Origin of the sequence: Nonomuraea africana (assembly GCF_014873535.1) — a bacterium.
GTDB lineage: Bacteria > Actinomycetota > Actinomycetes > Streptosporangiales > Streptosporangiaceae > Nonomuraea > Nonomuraea africana.
The window spans coordinates 7,200,212-7,220,338 of the sequence record NZ_JADBEF010000001.1 but is presented as its reverse complement, the minus strand read 5'-3'; the positions used below and the strand labels follow the sequence as shown (position 1 = coordinate 7,220,338).

Annotated in this window: 21 protein-coding genes and 1 riboswitch; of the genes, 17 read left to right on the top strand and 4 right to left on the bottom strand. The window is 69.9% G+C overall.

Going from position 1 to position 20,127, the window contains the following annotated elements; genetic code table 11:
• Positions 1-10 precede the first annotated feature (10 nt).
• From H4W81_RS34315 to H4W81_RS34300, 4 genes are all read left to right on the top strand, one after another.
• Positions 11-814: a hypothetical protein gene (locus H4W81_RS34315; RefSeq protein ID WP_192778594.1), complete on the top strand. Its 804-nt coding sequence runs from the start codon at positions 11-13 to the stop codon at positions 812-814.
• Between the two features lie 238 nt (positions 815-1,052).
• Positions 1,053-2,666, top strand: coding sequence for a sigma-70 family RNA polymerase sigma factor (locus H4W81_RS34310; RefSeq protein WP_192778593.1), 1,614 nt, complete (start codon positions 1,053-1,055; stop codon positions 2,664-2,666).
• Between the two features lie 69 nt (positions 2,667-2,735).
• Positions 2,736-3,308: a hypothetical protein gene (locus H4W81_RS34305; protein WP_192778592.1), complete on the top strand. Its 573-nt coding sequence runs from the start codon at positions 2,736-2,738 to the stop codon at positions 3,306-3,308.
• 87 nt (positions 3,309-3,395) lie between these two features.
• Positions 3,396-4,562, top strand: a complete 1,167-nt coding sequence (locus tag H4W81_RS34300) for a C40 family peptidase (protein WP_192778591.1) — start codon at positions 3,396-3,398, stop codon at positions 4,560-4,562.
• Positions 4,563-4,610: 48 nt separating this feature from the next.
• Here the strand turns inward: H4W81_RS34300 and H4W81_RS34295 are convergent, their stop codons facing one another.
• Positions 4,611-5,108, bottom strand: coding sequence for an inorganic diphosphatase (locus tag H4W81_RS34295; protein WP_183660335.1), 498 nt, complete (start codon positions 5,106-5,108; stop codon positions 4,611-4,613).
• 46 nt (positions 5,109-5,154) lie between these two features.
• Between H4W81_RS34295 and dacB the strand changes: the two genes are divergently transcribed.
• The 11 genes from dacB (at position 5,155) to H4W81_RS34240 (ending at position 15,022) form a co-directional block, all read left to right on the top strand.
• A complete protein-coding gene (gene dacB / locus H4W81_RS34290; protein ID WP_225958933.1) occupies positions 5,155-6,579 on the top strand; it encodes a D-alanyl-D-alanine carboxypeptidase/D-alanyl-D-alanine endopeptidase in 1,425 nt (474 codons plus the stop codon).
• A 90-nt stretch (positions 6,580-6,669) separates the two neighbouring features.
• A complete protein-coding gene (locus H4W81_RS34285) occupies positions 6,670-7,776 on the top strand; it encodes a zinc-dependent metalloprotease (protein ID WP_192778590.1) in 1,107 nt (368 codons plus the stop codon).
• Positions 7,777-7,838: 62 nt separating this feature from the next.
• The gene (tilS, locus tag H4W81_RS34280) at positions 7,839-8,837 is read left to right on the top strand and encodes a tRNA lysidine(34) synthetase TilS (RefSeq protein WP_192778589.1); all 999 of its coding nucleotides are present in this window, start codon (positions 7,839-7,841) and stop codon (positions 8,835-8,837) included.
• A 10-nt stretch (positions 8,838-8,847) separates the two neighbouring features.
• Positions 8,848-9,405, top strand: coding sequence for a hypoxanthine phosphoribosyltransferase (gene hpt, locus H4W81_RS34275; RefSeq protein WP_318782166.1), 558 nt, complete (start codon positions 8,848-8,850; stop codon positions 9,403-9,405).
• A gap of 258 nt (positions 9,406-9,663) precedes the next feature.
• Entirely contained in the window at positions 9,664-11,658 is a 1,995-nt protein-coding gene (gene ftsH / locus H4W81_RS34270; protein WP_192778588.1) for an ATP-dependent zinc metalloprotease FtsH, read from the top strand.
• Positions 11,655-12,233, top strand: coding sequence for a GTP cyclohydrolase I FolE (gene folE / locus H4W81_RS34265; protein ID WP_192778587.1), 579 nt, complete (start codon positions 11,655-11,657; stop codon positions 12,231-12,233). The genes ftsH and folE overlap by 4 nt, the downstream gene beginning before the upstream one ends.
• 187 nt (positions 12,234-12,420) lie before the next feature.
• The gene (gene folP / locus H4W81_RS34260) at positions 12,421-13,263 is read left to right on the top strand and encodes a dihydropteroate synthase (RefSeq protein WP_435832296.1); all 843 of its coding nucleotides are present in this window, start codon (positions 12,421-12,423) and stop codon (positions 13,261-13,263) included.
• The gene (locus tag H4W81_RS34255; RefSeq protein WP_192778586.1) at positions 13,260-13,706 is read left to right on the top strand and encodes a nuclear transport factor 2 family protein; all 447 of its coding nucleotides are present in this window, start codon (positions 13,260-13,262) and stop codon (positions 13,704-13,706) included. Before folP ends, H4W81_RS34255 begins: the two co-directional genes overlap by 4 nt.
• Positions 13,696-14,061: a dihydroneopterin aldolase gene (gene folB / locus H4W81_RS34250; RefSeq protein ID WP_225958932.1), complete on the top strand. Its 366-nt coding sequence runs from the start codon at positions 13,696-13,698 to the stop codon at positions 14,059-14,061. Before H4W81_RS34255 ends, folB begins: the two co-directional genes overlap by 11 nt.
• On the top strand, positions 14,058-14,561 hold the full coding sequence (gene folK, locus H4W81_RS34245) for a 2-amino-4-hydroxy-6-hydroxymethyldihydropteridine diphosphokinase (RefSeq protein WP_192778584.1): 504 nt from the start codon (positions 14,058-14,060) through the stop codon (positions 14,559-14,561). The genes folB and folK overlap by 4 nt, the downstream gene beginning before the upstream one ends.
• Positions 14,558-15,022 (top strand): DUF3180 domain-containing protein, encoded by a 465-nt coding sequence (locus H4W81_RS34240; RefSeq protein WP_192778583.1) that lies wholly within the window; start codon positions 14,558-14,560, stop codon positions 15,020-15,022. The genes folK and H4W81_RS34240 overlap by 4 nt, the downstream gene beginning before the upstream one ends.
• Positions 15,023-15,025: 3 nt before the next feature.
• On the opposite strand, the gene H4W81_RS34235 is transcribed toward H4W81_RS34240, so the two are convergent.
• Positions 15,026-16,108: an acyltransferase family protein gene (locus tag H4W81_RS34235; protein WP_318782164.1), complete on the bottom strand. Its 1,083-nt coding sequence runs from the start codon at positions 16,106-16,108 to the stop codon at positions 15,026-15,028.
• Entirely contained in the window at positions 16,105-17,250 is a 1,146-nt protein-coding gene (locus H4W81_RS34230) for an NADH-quinone oxidoreductase subunit D (protein WP_192778582.1), read from the bottom strand. The genes H4W81_RS34235 and H4W81_RS34230 overlap by 4 nt, the downstream gene beginning before the upstream one ends.
• A gap of 92 nt (positions 17,251-17,342) precedes the next feature.
• Here H4W81_RS34230 and H4W81_RS34225 point away from each other — a divergent pair, with 92 nt between their 5' ends.
• On the top strand, positions 17,343-17,837 hold the full coding sequence (locus H4W81_RS34225) for a DoxX family protein (RefSeq protein WP_192778581.1): 495 nt from the start codon (positions 17,343-17,345) through the stop codon (positions 17,835-17,837).
• Here the strand turns inward: H4W81_RS34225 and H4W81_RS34220 are convergent.
• Positions 17,834-19,084: an aminotransferase class V-fold PLP-dependent enzyme gene (locus tag H4W81_RS34220; protein WP_192778580.1), complete on the bottom strand. Its 1,251-nt coding sequence runs from the start codon at positions 19,082-19,084 to the stop codon at positions 17,834-17,836. The genes H4W81_RS34225 and H4W81_RS34220 overlap by 4 nt on opposite strands.
• A gap of 47 nt (positions 19,085-19,131) precedes the next feature.
• Positions 19,132-19,247: riboswitch (SAM riboswitch) on the bottom strand.
• Positions 19,248-19,406: 159 nt separating this feature from the next.
• On the opposite strand from H4W81_RS34220, the gene H4W81_RS34215 reads away from it, so the two are divergent.
• Positions 19,407-20,126 (top strand): TerC family protein, encoded by a 720-nt coding sequence (locus H4W81_RS34215; RefSeq protein ID WP_318782163.1) that lies wholly within the window; start codon positions 19,407-19,409, stop codon positions 20,124-20,126.
• The last annotated feature ends 1 nt before the right edge of the window (position 20,127 follow it).

Genomic DNA, 20,127 nt, shown 5'->3' with positions numbered 1-20,127 from the left:
TCACGGCAAAGTGATCCCGCGTAGCCGTATGTTCGCCGCCCTTGCCCTGATCCTCGTGGCGGGTTGCTCCTCCACCGCCGAGGAGCCCTCCACGCAGCAGATGCAGCCGCTCGCGCTCAAGGAGCAGGCCTCCTCGGTCGCCAAGGGCGACGGCGGGTACGTCGTGAGCTGGGCGGGTGTGCTCGGCAACAGCAACCCGTGGCACTTCGGAGAGAACGTCGTGGCCACGATCGTCGGCATCGACGCCAAGGGCGCCGAGGTGCTCCGCATGGACCAGCCGCTCGACGCGGTGCCCCCCTCGGGGACGCTGGCGTTCACCGGGCAGGCCGTCACCGGGGCCAAGCCGGAGAGGGTGACGATCACCCACAGGTCCGCGCAGTGGCGGCAGGTGGCACGCATCCCCTCGTCGCTCCGTAAGTTCCCCGTCTCGCGGGTGCAGACCATCAAGCAGAAGGACGGCACCTACCTGGTCACCGGCGACGTCGGCAACCCCTACGTGCTGCCCGCTAGCAGCCTGACGGTCAGCGCGCTGCTGCGCGACAGGTCGGGCAAGCTGCTGGGCGGCGCCAGCACGTTCGTGGACGACGTGCGGGCGGGCAAGACGCCGCGCTTCATCCTCACCGTCGAAGGGCTGCCGGCCTCGACGCAGGTCGCCAGGACCGAGGTGGTGGCGCGGACCTGGGGGTCGACGGGCCGTCCTTACGAGGAGCTGGCGGTGGGGGGAGCGGTACCCGTCCACACGGTCAAGCCGAGCACCCCGCCTTTCGCCAAGGACAGGGGCCGGTACGCCGTCACCGCCGAGAACAAGCCCTGACCGAGCGTTATCCAACGTTAATTAGCGAAATATCCGGACTCTCCGGGCGCATTCCGGGATCCTGGCTCCGGAGCAGCTTGGGGCCGCCGTCGCCGGGGGAAAGACCGACGTCGGCGGCTCTCTCGTGCTCCGATAAGACGATAAATCGGTCATTGTTGGCATGCGGTGCGGCCCTTTTCTCTGCGAGCAAGAATGAATCGGTAGAACTACTAGTTACCAATCCATTACCTTCGGTCACATGAATGACCGCGTCCTGGTCGAAGCTCTCCTTTCCCGCGACCCGGGTGCCCTCGCAGCGCTCTACGACTCGCACGCCGAGGGCATCTACCGATACTGCTGGTCCATCCTCAACAGCCCCGACAGTGCCCAGGTCGCCCTGCGCGACACGCTGATCGCGGCCGAGGCGCACGTCGGCGCGCTGGCCGACCCTGACCGACTGCGAGGGTGGCTCTACGCGCTGGCCCGGCAGGAGTGCCTGCGGCGGCAGTCGGCCGACGTGACGGACGACGCGACGGAGACAATGGTCGCGGTTCCTCCGGTGGCCGATCCCGCCGACGCGGAGCTGCGGGTCATGGCGTGGAACGCCGTCCGCGCCCTCACGGCCGCCGAGAGCGAGCTGCTGGAGCTGACCGCCAGGCACGAGCTGTCCACCTTCGACGTCGCGGCGGTTCTCGGGGTCACGCCGCGCCAGGTCGAAACCGCGCACGAGAGCGCGCGCGAGCGGCTCGGCGACGTGGTCACGGCCGAGGTCCTGGCGAGGAAGGGGCCCTACGACTGCGCGCAGCGGGTCGCCATCCTGACCGGATTCGCGGGCGAGCTCACCGCGGAGATGCGCGAGGAGGTGGTGGCCCACCTGCCCAGGTGCGAGACCTGCGCGCCGCACCGGTCCAGGCAGGTGTCGACGGCGAAGGTGTTCGAGCTGCTGCCGACCGTGGTGCTGCCCGAGACGCTCAGGGTCAGGGTGATGAGCTGCTTCGTCGATCCCGAGCTGCTGCCATACAGGAGGTATGTGGCGCGCAGGTCGGCGGCGCTCGACGCCGCGGGGTTTCCCCTGGCCGGAGACGGCAGGGGGCGGCGCTGGTCACAGGCGCTGGCAGGCGCGCTGGCGGCGGTGGCCACCGTCGCGGCCATCGGGATGATCTTCAGCTATTTCGGCGACGACGGCGACGGACTCACGGGCATCGCCTCGGGGGCGTTTCCCGCGACCGGAGAGCCGCCGGGCATCAGACTGCCGTGGCTGCCCGATCCCCACGAGACGCCGATCACGGTGGAGCCCATCCTCGACAGCTCGGCGACCTACCCGATCGGGGCCTACCGCTCGACCGCCCCGGTGACCGTGACGACGCCCGACGTGGTGCCCACGCGCAGGGATCTGCCCGTCGTCCCGGTGCCGACGCGCACGGGGCCCGCCCCTTCTCCGACGGCGCCTGGCGAGCCGCCGCCGACGCTGTCGCCGGGTGAGCCACAAGGCCCGAACCCGCCGCGTGACCACCATGGCAGCCCCACGAAGTCGCCGTGCCCGACGAAGCGACCGACGGCGACCTCGACGCCCACCTCCACACCGACGACCAGGCCGGAGCCGACGCCGACCCCCGCGCCCACCGTGACCCCGACCGATCCCCCCAAGCCCGACCCCACTCCCACCTTCACGCCCACCGATCCGGCGCCGACGAAGGACCCCCAGCAGGGCTCCGACGGCGGCTCCACCACTCCGGGCGGCGGCTCGGGGGACGGGTCGGGTGGCGCCGCCACGCCGTCGGACGCGGCGGCCGAGCAGCCGCCGGTCCTCGTGGAAACCCCCGCACAAGAGCAGCAGGCCGGCGAGCCGTCGGGCGCGAGGGAGAACGCGTAGGGCAGTCGCTTCACCGTGAAGGGGCACCGGGTCTGCCCCCTCCCAGTCGAGGGGGAGCTGGCGGACCTGGTGCCCCGCATCCATGAGGTCGACTGGCCGACCTGGCTCGATCCCGGCCCCCGCATGCTGCGCGACGTCCTCGACGAGTGCCGCCTGCTGACCGCCCGCGCCCTGGCCACGCTCTCGTGGCTGGCCTGCGGCGAGTCGCCCGCCGACCTCGAATGGCTGTGGACCCGGCGCAGGCTGACGGGCCCCCGCCAGGAGCGCATGTACGGCGCGGCGGCCGCCGTGCCCGACCCCGTCCTGGCGCTGGTCGTCGCCGACTGGACCTGGGTGCTCGGCACGGCCTACGGCGGCAGGGTCACCGCCCCCTACCTCGCGGGCAGCGCCTACCCGCGCGACGGTCACCAGGCCGCGCACGCCACCATGACCCTCTTCCAGACCTACGACCGCTACCCGGAGTCGAGGCCAGCGATCGCCGCGGCGTGGGCCGCCGCCCGCGTCACCGCCGACTGGTGCAAGGCCGCTGAACTTCACGCTGCGTATGGGAGTGAGACCCCGGTCTTCACCTATCCCCGAGGGGCGATACCTGCCGCCATGTCCGTTCGTCCCTGGATAGAACGCCTGCTTCGCCTGCGATGATGACGGTACGTGAGGTACATGTGTGCGCAGCGTGAGCAATGGGAACTGTGTGCATAGAGTGACGACGCATGCGCGGAGGGGGAATCTATGCACACCGTCCATCAACGGCTGTTGGTGGCCTGTTGCCTGGTCCTGGCGCTGTGCCCGCCCGCCGCCGCAGAGCCCGCCCCCTCCGCGGGCGAGGTGGCCGAGGCGCGCGCCGCCGTACGGGAGCGGGCCAAGGCGCTCGGAGCGGCGAGCGTCAAGCTGGCCACCGCCCAGACCCGCCTCGAGGAACTGGCGGCCGACGCCGAGCGGAAGGTGGAGGTCTACAACGGCCAGCGTGTACGGCTGGAGCAGGCCAAGGTCCACCACGCCACGGCCCAGGAGCGGCTCCGGGCGGCCGAGGCCAAGGTGGAGGAGACGAGGGCGGCCGTCTCCATGCTGGCGGCGCAGTCCTACGGCGGCATGGACCTGAGCAACCCCATGGTCGGGCTGTTCAGCGACGACGGCGGCATCGCCGGATACCTGCACAGGACGGGCATGCTCGCCTCCATCGGCGAGGAGCAGGGCGAGACGCTCAAGCAGGCGCGCTCCGCCCAGGAGGTGGCGGACGTCCTCCGCGCGCAGGCCGAGGAGGCCTACCTCGAGCAGCAGGACGCCTTCAGGCAGGCAGAGGCGGCCAAGGCCGCTGCGCAGGAGGCGCTCGACCGGCAGGCCGGCGAGGCAAGGCGGATCGAGGCGGAGAAGGAGCGGCTCCAGGGCAGAGTGGACGCGGCACGGAGCGAGGCCCAGCGCCTGGCGAGGCAGCGTGAAGCGGCTTTGGAACGTGCCAGGCTCGAACGCGAGGAGCGGGCGGCCGCCCAGCTGACCAGGCACGGGTTCGGTGCCTCCGGCGGGTCGAGCGCCACGATGGGCGACATCGCCGCCGACTGGGCGCTGTCGCAGCTCGGCAAGCCGTACGTGTGGGCGGCCGACGGCCCCTCCAGCTACGACTGCTCGGGGCTCACGATGCGGGCGTGGGAGCAGGTCGGGGTGCGGCTCGACCACTGGACGGGCACCCAGTGGACTTCAGGCCCGCACATCCCGCTCAACCAGCTGCGCAGGGGGGACCTGCTGTTCTTCGGGAAGATCACCGACGACCCCGGCGACATCCACCACGTGGGCATGTACATCGGCAGAGGCCTGATGGTGCACGCCCCGCAGACTGGCGACGTCGTCCGCGTCGCCTCGATGTGGCGCAGGGACCTGGTCGGCGCGACCAGGCCCCGTTGACGCCGGGAGCCGTGGACCCGTGGACCCCGCGGCTCTCGGCGACGGGCGTCAGTGGGCGCCGTAGCCCTCGTCCTTGGCCCGCTGGAAGGAGCGCACGATCTCGGCCTCGGCCTCGACCCTGCCCACCCAGTTGGCGCCCTCGACCGACTTGCCGGGCTCGAGGTCCTTGTAGACCTCGAAGAAGTGCTGGATCTCCAGCCGGTCGAACTCGGGGACGTGGTGGATGTCGCGGATGTGCTCCATGCGCGGGTCCGTGGCGGGGACGCACAGGACCTTGTCGTCGCCGCCCTTCTCGTCCGTCATGCGGAACATGCCGACGGCGCGGCAGGTGATGTAGCAGCCGGGGAAGGTCGGCTCCTGCAGCAGCACCAGTGCGTCGAGGGGGTCGCCGTCCTCACCGAGGGTGTTCTCGATGAACCCGTAGTCGGCGGGGTACTGCGTGGAGGTGAACAGCAGCCGGTCAAGTCTGATCTTGCCGGTCTCGTGGTCCACTTCGTACTTGTTCCGTTGTCCCTTCGGAATTTCAACGACAACGTCGAACTCCACCGCGGTTCCTCCGCTCGATCCCCCGGGCACCCCCGGATGGGCGTTAATGTCTCGTAGGCGAACTAAGAGAGAGGTCGGCGACGTGGTACGGCGCGAGCGGTGGGTGACGTTGACCACGCTCGCCATGCTCCAGGCCGTCACGATCGTGACCGGCGCGTACGCCGTCACCAACGACTTCAGCCTGGGCGCGCTGACGAGGCCAGAGTCACAACCGAGCGTGCCGGCGGAGCCTTCTCCCGTTCCGGTGATCACCTCGGGACCAGTGCTGGCCACGGGTGGGAACGGACCTCTCCCGACTAAGGGTACTTTGACCTCGCAGCTCACGGACGCCCTGGGGGACGAAGCGCTCGGCGGCAGGGTGGGCGCCGTGGTCCTCGACGCCGCCACCGGCCAGCAGATCTTCGCCGCCAACCCCGCGGCGGGCATCGTCCCCGCCTCCACCACGAAGGTGGTCACCTGCGTCGCCGCCCTGGCCTCCCTCGGCCCCGACGCGCGCCTGAAGACCTCGGTGGTGCAGGGTGCGAACAAGAGCTCGATCGTCCTGGTCGGCGGCGGCGACCCGACTCTCGCGGGCCCCTTCGCCAAGGCGGGCGCGTACCCGAAGCAGGCGTCGATGGCGCAGTTGGCCTCCCGCACGGCCGCCGCGCTCAAATCTTCGGGTGTCACCAAGGTCACGCTCTCCTACGACGCCACTCTCTTCACCGGCCCCACCAGCGCCCTGGGCTGGAAGCCCAACTACATCCCCGACGGCGAGGTGGCTCCCGTCCACGCCCTGACGATCGACGTGGGCCGCCGGCACCCCTCCTCCAGGGCGCCGCGCGTCGCCAATCCCTCCGCCTTCGCGGCCGCCGCCTTCGCCAGGCTCCTCGGCAAGTACGGCATCAGCGTCGGCAAGACCGTGCGCCCCTCGAAGGCCCAGGCCGGCGCCCCCGCGCTGGCGACGGTCGAGTCGGCACCCGTCTACGCGCTGGTCGAGCGCACGCTGACGATGAGCGACAACGACCTCGCCGAGGCGCTGGCGCGGCACGTGGCGATCAAGGAGGGGCAGCCCGCCTCCTTCGAGGGCGGCTCGCGGGCCATCGCGGCGGTGCTGAAGCGGATCGGCGTGGCCAAGGGCGTCATGCTCTCCGACGCCTCCGGCCTGTCGATCAGGAACCGGGTCAGCGCGGACGGCATGGCCCGCGTGCTGGCCATCGCCAGCAAGGACCCGGCGCTCAGGCCGATCCTGTCCGGCATGCCCATCGCGGGGTTCACCGGCACGCTGGGCAGCAGGTTCACCCGTGATGACAGCAAGGGAGAGGTCGGCCTCGTCCGCGCCAAGACGGGCACGCTCAACAACGTCAACACGCTCGCGGGCTTCGCCACCACGCGCGGCGGGCGGCTGGTCACCTTCGCCTTCATGGCCGACAAGGTGCCGGGCACCGCCGAACCGGTCCTCGACCGCCTCGCCGCCATCGTCGCCCGCTCCTGACCCCCGCGCTCTCCCCGCTTTCCCCGGCTGGACCCGAACCCCGGGGGCAGTTCTTCGCGGGTGGGGAGGGAACCACGTACGGTGGACGTTATGCAGGTGATCGACTGGGATCTGGCCGTCTCGACCGGCACGCGCCTGGTGCGCCCCGGACCACAGGTGACTCGTGAGGAGGCCCGCCACGCCGTCACCGAACTGCGCACCCTCTCCCGAGAGGCGGAGGGTCACGTCCGCGAGTTCACCCGGATAGACGCGGCGACTCCGCCGCAGCCCGCGACCATCGTCGACAGGCCCGGCTGGATCAGGGCCAACGTCGAGGGCTTCCGCGTGGTGCTCGAACCGCTCACCGAGCGGATGGCCAGCCGCGACAACCCGCCGCCGGCCATCGTCAGCGCGGTGGGCTCCCGCATCACCGGCGTCGAGGTGGGCGCCGTGCTCGCCTTCCTCGCCTCGCGCGTGCTCGGCCAGTACGAGCTGTTCCTTCCGCCCGACCCCACGGGGCGCGAGCCGATCGGCCGCCTCACTCTCGTGGCGCCCAACATCGTCAACGCCGAGCGCGAGATGGGCGTGCACCCCCGCGACTTCCGCCTGTGGGTGTGCCTGCACGAGGAGACCCACCGGGTGCAGTTCACCGGGGTCCCGTGGCTGCGCGAGTACGTCAGGTCGCAGATGACCGAGTTCCTGCTCGCCTCCGACCTCGACCTGCCCACCCTGCTCGAGCGGCTGCGCAACGCCGCCGACACCGTGGCGGACGTCGTGCGCGGCACCGGCGAGGGGAACCTCATCGACGCGATCCAGACGCCGGAGCAGAAGGAGATCCTCGACCGGGTCACCGCGGTGATGACCCTGCTCGAGGGGCACGGCGACTTCGTGATGGACGCCGTAGGGCCCACCGTGGTGCCGTCCGTGGCCGACATCAGGGCCAAGTTCAGCCAGCGCCGCGAAGGCGGCTCGCGCCTGGACCGCACCGTGCGCAAGCTCCTGGGCCTCGAGATGAAGATGAAGCAGTACGCCGAGGGGTCCGCCTTCGTCCGCCACGTGGTCGGCAAGGTGGGGATGGACGGGTTCAACCGCGTCTGGACCTCGCCCGAGACCCTGCCCACCTCCGACGAGATCGCGGCGCCCGACCGCTGGCTCGCCCGTGTCGTCCCGCAGGAGCCGCCGGCCATCCCCGCACAGCCCGCCGACCCCGAGGCCTGACCGCCTCCCTCGCGGCGGCGGCGCGGTGAGCCCGTGGCCGCGAGGGCGGGACAATGACGGGTATGGGCCCACACCCCGCCGTCGCCGACGTCCGGCGTGCCGTACGCGAGGCGCTGGCCGACCTGAGCCCGGGCGACCTGGTGCTGGCCGCGTGCAGCGGCGGGGCCGACTCCCTCGCGCTGGCCGCCGCGCTGGCCTTCGTCGCGCCCAGGGCCCGGCTGCGGGCGGGCCTGCTCACCGTCGACCACCAGCTCCAGGACGGCTCGGCGCGGCGGGCCGCCGAGGTGCTGGAAAGCGCGGCCGCGATGGGCCTCGCGCCCGCCGAGGTGCTGACGGTCCGTGTCGGCGCCGCCGGAGGTCCTGAGGCAGCCGCGCGCGACGCCCGCTACGAGGCGCTGGCCACGGCCGCCGACCGCCTCGGCGCCCGCACGGTCCTGCTCGGCCACACCCGTGACGACCAGGCGGAGACCGTGCTGCTGGGTCTGGCCAGGGGCAGCGGGCCGAGGTCGCTTTCGGGGATGGCGCCGAGGGCGGGCCGCTACCGCAGGCCCTTCCTCCATCTGGGGAGGGACACCACCGAGCGCGCCTGCCGGGCGCTGCTGCTCCCCTTCTGGGACGACCCGCACAACGCCGACCCGCGCTACACCCGTGTGAGGGTGCGAACCAGGGTCATGCCGCTGCTCGAGGCCGAGCTCGGCCCGGGGGTCGCCCAGGCGCTCGCGCGGACCGCGGATCTGGCGAGAGAAGACTCGGACGCCCTCGACGAATGGGCGAGCAGAGCCTTCGCCGATTGCGCTCTTAGCGATATCGACCAAGCTGTGACGCTGGCCGTACCGGGTCTTGAAGACCTTCCCGACGCCGTCAGGCGGCGGGTGCTGCGGCGGGCGGCGATCGCGGCGGGCGCGCCCGCGGGCGCGCTGTCGGCGACCCATGTGATGGCGGCGGATCGGCTGATCACGGCGTGGCGCGGGCAGGGAAGGGCCGACCTACCCGGGGGAGTCGGCGTGGTTCGGCGGTATGGCACCCTTGTCTTCGCCCCCGCGCAAGAGAACCAAGCGTAAGGACACCCAGGTGGACGCAGCCGACATGGGCAAGGACCTCGAGAAGGTCCTCATCTCCGAAGACGAGCTCCAAGCGAAGATCAAGGAGCTGGCCGCTCAGATCGACGCAGACTACTCAGGCAAGGACCTGCTGCTCGTCGGCGTGCTCAAGGGCGCGGTGATGGTGGTGGCCGACCTGGCCAGGGCCCTTCACCTGGCCGTTCAGACCGACTGGATGGCGGTCTCGTCCTACGGCGCGGGCACCAAGTCGTCCGGCGTCGTGCGGATCCTGAAGGACCTCGACACCGACATCACCGGCCGCCACGTGCTGATCGTCGAGGACATCATCGACTCCGGCCTCACGCTGAGCTGGCTGCTCGACAACCTGAAGTCGCGCAATCCCGCCTCCCTGGAGATCTGTACGGCGCTGCGCAAGCCCGACGCCATCAAGGTGCCGATCGCAGTGAAGTACGTCGGTTTCGACATCCCCAACGAGTTCGTGATCGGCTACGGACTCGACTACGCCGAGCGCTACCGCAACCTCCCCTTCATCGGCACTCTCGCCCCACACGTCTACAGCGGTTCGTAGACGGAGCCCATAGTCGAGGCTCATCGACGAGGAATGGCCGGGAACATCGCGCGACCTGACGTACGTTGGTAGGGCAACGGCCGGAGGAGCGGGCAGTGACCCTGCGCCTCCCCCGGTGTACCTTCTGACACGCGGGGGGTGACCCAGTGTCGCCCTCGGGTAGTCAGAAGGAGCGGTGACGGATGCCGCAGCCCCGGGTCACACCGGGGTTCCAGGCCTTGGTCAGGAAGGGACGGGCCCGCAGGGGTTCCGCATCGGATGGATCTCAAGCGATTTACACGTGGGCCACTGCTGTGGATCCTGGGCATCGTCGTGCTGCTCCTGCTTGTCACCACAATGTGGAGCGGCGAGGGCAACTTCAAGACCGCCGACACGTCCATGGTGCTCAAGCAGATCCGCGACGGCAACGTATCCAACGCGAAGGTCGTGGACAAGGACCAGCGCATCGAGCTCACGCTCAATAGCCCGGTCAGTGTCGGCGAGACCTCCACCAACCGCATCCAGTCGAACTGGGTGACGGGTCAAGGTGTGCAGCTCGTCGACGAGCTGGCGAAGCAGGACGCCGCAGGCAAGGTCAAGGGCGGCTTCACCGTCGAGGTGCCGCAGGAGAACTTCCTGATCGGCCTCCTCGTGAGCTTCCTGCCGATCGTCATCATCGTGCTGATCTTCCTGTTCATCATGAACCAGATGCAGGGCGGCGGCAGCCGGGTGATGCAGTTCGGCAAGTCCAAGGCGAAGCTGATCAGCAAGGACACCCCCAAGACGACCTTCGCCGACGTCGCCGGCGCGGACGAGGCCATCGAGGAACTGCAGGAGATCAAGGAGTTCCTGCAGGCTCCGGCCAAGTTCCAGGCGATCGGCGCCAAGATCCCCAAGGGCGTGCTGCTCTACGGCCCGCCCGGCACCGGCAAGACCCTGCTCGCCCGCGCGGTCGCGGGTGAGGCGGGCGTGCCGTTCTACTCCATCTCCGGCTCAGACTTCGTCGAGATGTTCGTGGGTGTCGGCGCCAGCCGCGTGCGCGACCTTTTCGAGCAGGCGAAGGCGAACGCCCCGGCGATCATCTTCATCGACGAGATCGACGCCGTCGGCCGCCACCGTGGCGCCGGCCTCGGCGGCGGTCACGACGAGCGCGAGCAGACGCTGAACCAGCTGCTCGTCGAGATGGACGGCTTCGACGTCAAGGGCGGCGTGATCCTCATCGCCGCGACGAACCGGCCCGACATCCTCGACCCCGCGCTGCTGCGTCCGGGCCGGTTCGACCGGCAGGTCACCGTCGACCGTCCCGACCTCGAGGGTCGTAAGGGGATCCTCAAGGTCCACGGTCGCGGCAAGCCGTTCGCGCCCGACGTCGAGCTCGACGTCATCGCGCGCCGCACGCCCGGCTTCACCGGCGCCGACCTGGCCAACGTGATCAACGAGGCCGCGCTGCTCACCGCGCGCGCCGACCAGAAGCTGATCACGATGGAGATCCTCGAGGAGTCGATCGACCGCGTCATGGCGGGCCCGGAGCGCAAGACGCGGGTCATGTCGGACAAGGAGAAGAAGATGATCGCCTACCACGAGGGCGGTCACGCGCTCGTGGCGCACGCGTTGCCCAACAGCGACCCCGTGCACAAGATCACGATTCTCTCCCGCGGCCGCGCGCTCGGCTACACCATGACCCTGCCGATGGAGGACAAGTTCCTCGCCACGCGGTCGGAGATGATGGACCAGCTCGCGATGCTGCTCGGCGGCCGCGCGGCGGAGGAGCTCGTCTTCCACGAGCCCACCACCGGCGCCTCCAACGACATCGAGAAGGCCACCGCCGTCGCCCGCCGCATGGTCACCGAGTACGGCATGAGCGAGCAGCTCGGCGCCCGTAAGTTCGGCACCGGCAACGGCGAGGTCTTCCTCGGCCGCGAGATGGGCCACGAGCGCGACTACTCCGAGAAGATCGCCTCCACGATCGACGAGGAGGTCCGCCGGATGATCGAGACGGCGCACGACCAGGCGTGGGACATCCTGGTCGAGTACCGCGACGTCCTCGACAACCTGGTGCTCGAGCTCATGGAGAAGGAGACCCTCTCCCGCCAGCAGGTGGTGGAGATCTTCTCCCCGGTGGTCGTCAGGGAGCACCGCCCGTCCTACGCGGGCTACGGCAAGCGGCTCCCCTCGGACCGCCCGCCGGTGCTCACCCCGAAGGAGCAGTCCGGCAACGGCGCTCTGACCGCGGGGCACGCGGACAACGCTCTTCCCTCCGGCGAGGGTGCGTGAAGCCGCACGACGTCGACCACGCTCGGATCGAGAAGGCCGTCAGGGAGATCCTCTACGCGATCGGCGAGAATCCCGACCGTGACGGCCTGATCGACACCCCGGCCCGGGTGGCCAGGGCGTACGCCGAGCAGTTCTCGGGGCTGAACCAGAGCCCCGAGGACGTGCTGAACAAGGTGTTCGACGTCGACCACGACGAGATGATCCTCGTACGTGACATCGAGGTCTACTCGACCTGCGAGCACCACCTGGTCCCCTTCTACGGCATGGCGCACGTCGGCTACATCCCGAACGACAAGGGGCAGGTCACGGGCCTGTCCAAGCTGGCCCGCCTGGTGGACGTCTTCGCCAGGCGCCCGCAGGTGCAGGAGCGGATGACCTCGCAGATCGCCGACGCGCTGATGCGGATCCTCGAGCCGCGCGGGGCCATCGTGGTCCTGGAGTGCGAGCACCTGTGCATGACCATGCGCGGGGTGCGCAAGCCGGGGGCGAAGACGCTCACCTCCGCGGTCCGTGGCGACTTCCGCACCAGCGACAAGACGCGCGCCGAGGCGATGTCCCTCATCATCGGCCGCTGATCGTTCCTCTTACGTACGGCATGCCCGGCCCCGCGCCCCCCAAGGCGCGGGGCCGGCGTCCGTCCAGGGACACGCGTCACCGAGCGCACGGGGCCGGGCGCTCCAACGGACCGGCCACCCAGATCGTTATCCACAACCGGACACCCCCTGGGGAGGCGACGCGGGTGATGCACCTAGGCTTGGGGATATGAAGATGGGGCTGCCAGGTGAGGAGCGCTGCCTCGTCATGGGCGTGGTCAACGTGACCCCCGACTCCTTCTCCGACGGCGGCCTGTGGTTCGACGAGAGCGCCGCCGTCCGTCACGGCCTCGAGCTGGTCCAGGAGGGCGCCGACCTGGTCGACGTCGGCGGCGAGTCCACCAGGCCCGGCGCCGCGAGGGTGCCGCTGGAAGAGGAGCTGGCCAGGGTCGTCCCGGTGATCCGCGCCCTGAGCGGCGAGGGTGTACGGGTGAGCGTCGACACCATGCGGGCCGAGGTCGCGAGGGCCGCGGTCGAGGCGGGCGCGGAGCTGGTCAACGACGTCAGCGGTGGGCTGGCCGACCCCGACATGCCACGGGTGGTCGCCGACACCGGTGTGCCCTACGTCGTCATGCACTGGCGCGGTCACAGTCACGACATGGACAGCAGGGCGGTCTACTCCGACGTCGTCACCGAGGTGCGCGAGGAGCTGGCCAAGCGGGTCGATCTGGTGCTGGCCGAGGGCGTGGCGGAGAGCCAGATCGTCCTCGACCCCGGCCTGGGTTTCGCCAAGAACGCCGAGCACAACTGGGCGCTGCTCAACGGCATCGAGGAGTTGAACGAGCTGGGCTATCCGTTGCTCATCGGGGCTTCGCGCAAGAGGTTCCTCGGCCGCCTGCTGGCCGATCCCGACGGGACCCCGCGCCCCTTCAGCCGTAGCGACCATGCCACCACCGCGGTCACCGCGCTGGCCGCCTACGCGGGCGCGTGGTGCGTGCGGGTGCACGAGGTGGGGCCCAACGCCGATGCCGTCCGCGTGGCGGCCGCCTGGAAGCGAGGAGGCGGCCGATGAGCGTCGACACCGCTGCGATCGAGACGATCAACCAGTCCTTCTATACCGCCATAGAGGACGCCGATCTCGACAAGATGACCGAGATCTGGGCCGAGGACACCGCCGACGGCCAGGTGACCTGCGTGCATCCGGGCTGGTCGATGCTGGCGGGCAGGGGCGAGGTGCTGCGCTCGTGGGCGCTCATCATGGCCAACACCACCTACATCCAGTTCGTGCTCACCGACGTGCGCACCACCGTGCTCGGCGACCTCGCCGTGCTCACCTGCGTGGAGAACATCCTCACCGCGGGCGAGGAGGGCGAGGCCAGCTTCGCGGCGGGCAAGGTGGTGGCCAGCAACGTCTACGTCAGGTCGGGTCAGGGCTGGCGGCTGTGGATGCACCACGGCTCGCCCGTACTGCAGAGCGACGATGACGAGGAGGAGGAAGCCGATCTTGACGGCTGACCGGATCACCCTCAAGGGGTTGCGCTTCAGGGGCCGCCACGGCGTCCTGCCCGCCGAGCGCGAGCTGGGACAGGAGTTCGTGATCGACATCACCCTGTTCCTCGACACGAGACCCGCCGCCGAGAGCGACGAGGTCACCAGGACGGTGCACTACGGCGAGCTGGCCCTCGAGCTGGCCAAGGTCGCCGAGGGCGAGCCCGTCAACCTGATCGAGACACTCGCCGAGCGCCTGGCCGACGTCTCCCTGGCTCGCGAGCTGGTCCAGGCCGCGGAGGTCACCGTGCACAAACCCGCCGCGCCGATCCCGCTCGCCTTCGACGACGTGGCCGTGACGATTCTGCGGAGCCGGGCATGAGGGTCGTCCTCGCTCTCGGCAGCAACCTCGGACCTCGTTTCGAGACGCTCCAGGGCGCCCTCGACTCCCTGTTCGACGCGCCGGGGCTGCGCTTCGTCGCCGTCTCTCCCGTCTACGAGACCGACCCCGTGGGCGGCCCCGACGGGCAGCAGCCGTACCTCAACGCCGTGGTCGTGGCCGAGTCCAAGCTCACCCCCGAAACACTGCTCGACCGCGCGCAGAGCGTCGAGAACGCCTTCGGCAGGGTCAGGGAGGAGCGCTGGGGCCCGCGCACGCTCGACGTCGACGTCATCGCCGCGGGTGACGTCGTCTCCGACAACCCGGAGCTGACGTTGCCGCATCCGCGCGCCCACGAGCGGGCCTTCGTGCTCATCCCGTGGCTCAAGGCCGACCCCGAGGCCGTGCTGCCCGGCCGCGGTCCCGTCGCCGACCTGCTGGCGGGGCTCGACAAGAGCGGTGTACGGCTGCGCGACGACCTCAAGCTGCAGGGGCCGGATTGAAGCCCACCCGCCCGGCCGTCCTGGTCGGCATCTTCGTCGTCGTCGCCCTGCTGACCTGGCTGATCGTCAGGCAGATCTACTCCGACCTGCCGCTCCTGCCGTGGACCGCGATCCCCACCGTGCTGCTGCTGGCGGTCGGCGAGGGCTACAGCGGCTGGATGACGCGTGCGCGCATCGCCCGCAAGCCCGACACCAAGCCGGTCGAGCCGCTCGCCGTCGCCCGTCTGGCGGCTCTGGCGAAGGCGTCGGCCTACGCGGGGGCGGTCTTCGCGGGTCTGTTCGCCGGGTTCTCGCTGACCACGGTGCAACTGCTGACCAGCGAGACGCCTCGTTCGGAGTTCTTCGTGGCGACAGGGTCGTTGCTGGCCTCCGTGGCGCTGATCGCCGCGGCCCTCTACCTGGAGAACTCCTGCAGGGTGCCCAAGGACCCCGAGGGAGAGCGGCACGACTTCAGCAGGTAGCGGTCACGTGGACACGGGAGCGCGCTCTGCTCTTTTTCTCCTGGAGAACAGGTAGATGACGGGCAGGGTGCACAGCAGCGGGCCGACGATGGAGAAGGGCCGTTCCAGCCACCACATCAGGTTGGGCCGGGGATCGGCGGCGGGGAAGCCGAACACCCCCCACCACAGTCCGAGCGCGATCGCCATCCCCGTGGTGTGGAAGAGGAACAGCGGCAGCGCGAAACGGTTGATCGTCTCGTTGACCCGCTTCCACCTGACCCGTTCGAGCACCCGTTCCATGGTCGGGCGGAGCACCTCGACCAGGCCGATCTGGAAGATGAGCAGGCTGACGATGACGAAGGTGGGCGGCGCCATGTTCGACAGCTTGTCGCCCGGCACGCCGACCATCGAGCCCGGATACAGCCCCGAGTAGACCAGGCCGAACAGGCCGAACAGGCCCGTCCAGAGGATGGCCACGTCGTAGCGGCGGGGCAGGACGACGACCCGCTCGTAGAAGAAGCCCGCCTGGTGGGCCAGGCCCCAGATGAGGATCATGTTGAGCCAGCCGGCCCACTCGACGCCGTAGCGCAGCCGGACGACGTCGACGACCAGGGCCGCGCCGCCCAGCCAGATGAGCGCGAGCACGTCGTAGCGGCGGTGCAGCCACAGCGCCACGGGCAGCAGCGCGATCAGCATCAGGTAGACGATCAGGAACCACAGAGGGCTGAGGACGAGCAGCACCACCCGCCACATCCAGGGGATGTCGAACAGCGCGGTCACGACGGCGCCGATGCCGATCCAGACGCCCGACAGGGTGAGGCCGGGGACGGCCAGGGCCTTGATGCGCCGCCAGACGAAGGCGCCGATGCCGGTCCCGCGTTCGCAGGCCCTGTTCCACGACAGCAGGTGGACGTAGCCGCCGACGTAGAAGAACAGTGGCAGCACCTGGAAGAGCCAGGTGAGGATCCACAGCCCTGAGGTGAAGCCCAGCGGGCTGGTGGGGGTGGGCCCGTCGGGCGACCACCGGAGGATGGTGAACGCCCAGTGCCACACCACGACGGTGATCAGGCTGACCGCGCGCAGCCAGTCGACGTATTTGTCCCTCACTTGTCGATGTCACCCACCACGAAGAACATCGAGCCGAGAATCGCGACCATGTCGGCGACCAGGTGCCCTGGCAGCATCTCGCGCAGCACCTGGACGTTGCTGTAGGAGGCCGAGCGCAGCTTCATCCGCCACGGGGTCTTGTCTCCCCTGGAGACCAGGTAGTAGCCGTTGATGCCCAGCGGGTTCTCCGTCCAGGCGTAGGTGTGGCCCTCCGGCACCTTCAGCACCTTGGGCAGGCGCTGGTTGATCGGGCCTGGGGGCAGCGCGCGCAGCCGCTCGACGCAGGCGTCGGCCAGGTCGAGCGAGACCTTGAGCTGCTCGAGCAGCACCTCGAAGCGGGCGTGGCAGTCGCCCGCCGTCCTGGTGACCACCTTGACCGGCAGCTCCCCGTAGGCGAGGTACGGCTGGTCGCGCCGCAGATCGAAGTCGACGCCCGAGGCCCTGGCGATCGGGCCGCTCACGCCGTACTGCATGATCGTTTCGCGGTCGAGGACGCCGACGCCGCGGGTGCGGGCCAGGAAGATCTCGTTGCCGAGGATGAGGTTCTCGATGTTGGGCACCTTGGCCCTGGTGGCGGCGACGGTCGCGCTGACGCGGTCGAGCCAGCCCGCGGGCAGCTCCTCCTTGAGCCCGCCCACCCGGTTGAACATGTAGTGCATCCGTCCGCCGGAGATCTCCTCCATGACGGCCTGGATCCGCTCGCGCTCGTTGAACGCGTAGAAGATCGGGGTGATCGCGCCCAGTTCGAGCGGGTACGAGCCGAGGAACATCAGGTGCGACAGCGCCCTGTTGAGCTCGGCGAGCAGCGTGCGCGTCCACACCGCCCTGGCGGGTACCTCCATGCCGAGCATGCGTTCGGCGGCCAGCACCACGCCGAGCTCGTTGGCGAACCCAGACAGCCAGTCGTGCCTGTTGGCCAGCATGATGATCTGCCGGTAGTCGCGGACCTCGAACAGCTTCTCCGCGCCCCTGTGCATGTAGCCGATGATCGGCTCGGCGGTGGCGATGCGCTCGCCGTCGAGGGTGAGGCGAAGGCGCAGAACGCCGTGCGTCGAGGGGTGCTGTGGCCCGATGTTGAGGATCATGTCCTCCGTGGCCAGCTCCTTGGCGCCTGCGCCGATTCCGACCACGCGTTCTTCCATACCCGCCATGCTGCCACCGACGGTGGGGGTGATCCAGTCAAGGAATGGTCTATTCGCGCATTTCCGCTGGTGAGCCAGGGGAGAAGAAAGGCATGAAAAGAGTCTTGTTCGATCTCGCCGCGTTGGTCGCGCGCGTGGTGGTCGGCCTCATCTTCATCGCACACGGCGTGCAGAAGTGGCAGAACGGCTACGACGCCACGGCGCAGGGATTCACCCAAGGGGGGGTGCCGCAGCCGCGGCTGGCCGCGGCCTTCACCATGGTGGCCGAGCCGGTGGGCGGCTTCCTGCTCGTCATCGGCCTGTTCGTGCCGATCGCGGCACTGGCCCTGGTGGTGGTGATGGCGGGGGCGTTCCTGTTCGTGCACGTGGACAACGGCATCTTCCTCGCCGACCGAGGGTGGGAGCTGGTCGGCACGCTGGGGGCCGCCAACCTGGTGCTCGCCGCGACGGGCGGCGGCCGCTTCGGCGTCGACGGCATCTACAAGGGGGTCCTCGGCAGACGGGCCCGCCGCCGGGCCGAAGACCAGGCCGCGGCCCGTGCTCCCATCGACGTGTCGCAGCAGCACCGCGAGCTGTCGAGCCCCTAGTGTCGCGTGACCAGGTCGCGCAACGCGCCGATCAGGCGGTCGATGTGCTCCTCGGTGGTGCCGATGCCGATGGAGGCCCTGACGGCCGCGGTGGTCCCGTCCTCGCAGCCGCCGTCGGCGCTCGACGTGCCGAGCAGGTGGCGCACGAACGGGTGCGCGCAGAACTTGCCGTCGCGCACGCCGATGCCGTACTCGCCGGACAGCGCCTCGGCGACCTCGCGCGCGGTGTAGCCGTCCACGACGAACGACACGATGCCGACCCTGGGGTGGTCGGGGCCCCACAGCGACAACTCGTGCACGCCCTCGATGGCTGACAGGCCCTCGCGCAGCCTGGCGACGAGGCGCTCCTCCTCACGGACCAGGGGCGTCCAGCCGGTGGCGGTCAGCGCGTCGCACGCGGCGGCCAGCGCGATCGCGCCGAGCACGTTCGGGGTGCCCGCCTCGTGCCTGGGCTCGGCGTCCTCGTGCCACTCGGCGCTGTCGGTGACCGCCTTCACCGCGCCGCCGCCCTTCAGGTACGGCTGGCCCGCCGACAGCCAGTCTCGCCGCCCGACCAGTACACCCGCGCCGAAGGGAGCGTAGAGCTTGTGACCGGAGAAGGCGACGTAGTCGAGGTCGAGCGCGGTCAGGTTGAGCCTGCGATGCGGGACCAGCTGGGCGGCGTCGACCAGGATGCGGGCGCCGTGCCGGTGCGCGATGTGCGCGAGCGCGGCGATCGGCCACAGCTCGCCCGTCACGTTGGAGGCGGCGGTGACGACGAGCAGCTTGGGGCCGTCGATCTCGGCGAGCGCCGCGTCGGCCTGCCGTACGGCCTCGCCGGGGAAGGCGGGCGGGGCGAGCCTGACGACGCGCTCCCACGGCAGCAGCGACGCATGGTGCTCGGTGTCGAAGACGACCACGGTCGTCTGCGGAGGAAGACAGCTCGCCAGCAGGTTCGTGGCGTCGGTGGTGTTGCGGGTGAAGATCACCGCGTCGTCGGGGCGGGCTCCCACGAAGGCGCGGACGGTGTGGCGCGCCTGCTCGTAACGGGCGGTGGTGAGCTGGGAGGCGTAGCCCGCGCCGCGGTGCACGCTGGAGTAGGCCGGGAGCGCGGCGGCGACGGCCGCGCTGACCGGCTCGAGACACGGGGCGCTGGCGGCGTAGTCGAGGTTGGCGTAGGAGACCAGACGGCCGCCCTTGACGGGCACCTCGAGGTCCTCGCCGAGCACCTTGACGGCAACGGGGGCGGAGATCGTCGCAACGGACATGGCACAGCCTTCCTGGGGTCATCGGACCCCCGGCTGTGGCACCTCGGAGCCCGCGCTTGCCCGCCACACCTCGTGACGGACCAGGTCTTCACCCGGGGCACCCCGCCGCGGACGCGAGGGTTGCCGGCCAGCAAGCCGGGGCTAAGCGCTGGCACTCATGACCTACGCCGGAACTATAACCGACACGTGGCCCCATTTCGCAAGCCCGCGCCATCGGGTGCCGGTTGGCGGGCCGGGGGTGCGGAGGGCCACGAACTTTCGGAGTGATCGGCTCGTTGGGGTTGGGGACGACTAACCGAGGAGGTATGTGATGCTGGACTGGGTGACAAACCCCCAGATCTGGATCGGGTTCTTCACCCTGGTGGCCCTGGAGATCGTCCTGGGCATCGACAACATCATCTTCATTTCGATCCTGGCGGGCAAACTCCCACCCGAACAGCGCGACAGAGCCAGGGTCCTCGGACTGGCCGCCGCGCTCATCTCCCGCCTCCTGCTGCTCCTCGGGCTGGCATGGGTGGTGCGGTTGAGGGAGCCGCTGTTCGAGATCTTCGGGCACGGGGTCTCGGGCCGAGATCTGATTCTCATCCTGGGCGGCCTGTTCCTGCTGGCCAAGAGCGTGATCGAGATCGGCGACAGCATGGAGCTGAAGGACAAGGAGGGCAAGCAGCGCAAGGTCACCTCCTTCACCTCGGTGATCCTGCAGATCATGGTGCTCGACATCGTCTTCTCGCTCGACTCGGTCATCACCGCCGTCGGCATGGTCGAGGAACTGGGCGTGATGGTCGCCGCGGTGATCGTCGCGGTACTGGTGATGCTGTTCGCCTCGGGGCCGATCAGCAGGTTCGTCGACAGGCACCCGAGCATCAAGATGCTGGCGCTGGCGTTCCTCGTGCTGATCGGCGTCCTGCTTCTGGCCGAGGGGTTCGGGCAGCACATCGACAAGGGCTACATCTACTTCGCGATGGCGTTCTCGGTGGTCGTGGAGCTGCTCAACATCAAGATGCGGAGCAGGCACGCGAAGGCGGAATCTAGTATTGACTAGT

Bases quoted from the DNA above. Each gene is read 5' to 3' on its own strand.
- H4W81_RS34230 (WP_192778582.1), bottom strand. From the start codon at position 17,250: ATGGAAGAACGCGTGGTCGGAATCGGCGCAGGCGCCAAGGAGCTGGCC.
- ftsH (WP_192778588.1), top strand. From the start codon at position 9,664: ATGGATCTCAAGCGATTTACACGTGGGCCACTGCTGTGGATCCTGGGC.
- H4W81_RS34255 (WP_192778586.1), top strand. From the start codon at position 13,260: ATGAGCGTCGACACCGCTGCGATCGAGACGATCAACCAGTCCTTCTAT.
- dacB (WP_225958933.1), top strand. From the start codon at position 5,155: ATGTCTCGTAGGCGAACTAAGAGAGAGGTCGGCGACGTGGTACGGCGC.
- H4W81_RS34220 (WP_192778580.1), bottom strand. From the start codon at position 19,084: ATGTCCGTTGCGACGATCTCCGCCCCCGTTGCCGTCAAGGTGCTCGGC.
- tilS (WP_192778589.1), top strand. From the start codon at position 7,839: ATGGGCCCACACCCCGCCGTCGCCGACGTCCGGCGTGCCGTACGCGAG.
- folP (WP_435832296.1), top strand. From the start codon at position 12,421: ATGAAGATGGGGCTGCCAGGTGAGGAGCGCTGCCTCGTCATGGGCGTG.
- H4W81_RS34225 (WP_192778581.1), top strand. From the start codon at position 17,343: ATGAAAAGAGTCTTGTTCGATCTCGCCGCGTTGGTCGCGCGCGTGGTG.
- folK (WP_192778584.1), top strand. From the start codon at position 14,058: ATGAGGGTCGTCCTCGCTCTCGGCAGCAACCTCGGACCTCGTTTCGAG.
- H4W81_RS34310 (WP_192778593.1), top strand. From the start codon at position 1,053: ATGAATGACCGCGTCCTGGTCGAAGCTCTCCTTTCCCGCGACCCGGGT.
- H4W81_RS34285 (WP_192778590.1), top strand. From the start codon at position 6,670: ATGCAGGTGATCGACTGGGATCTGGCCGTCTCGACCGGCACGCGCCTG.
- H4W81_RS34300 (WP_192778591.1), top strand. From the start codon at position 3,396: ATGCACACCGTCCATCAACGGCTGTTGGTGGCCTGTTGCCTGGTCCTG.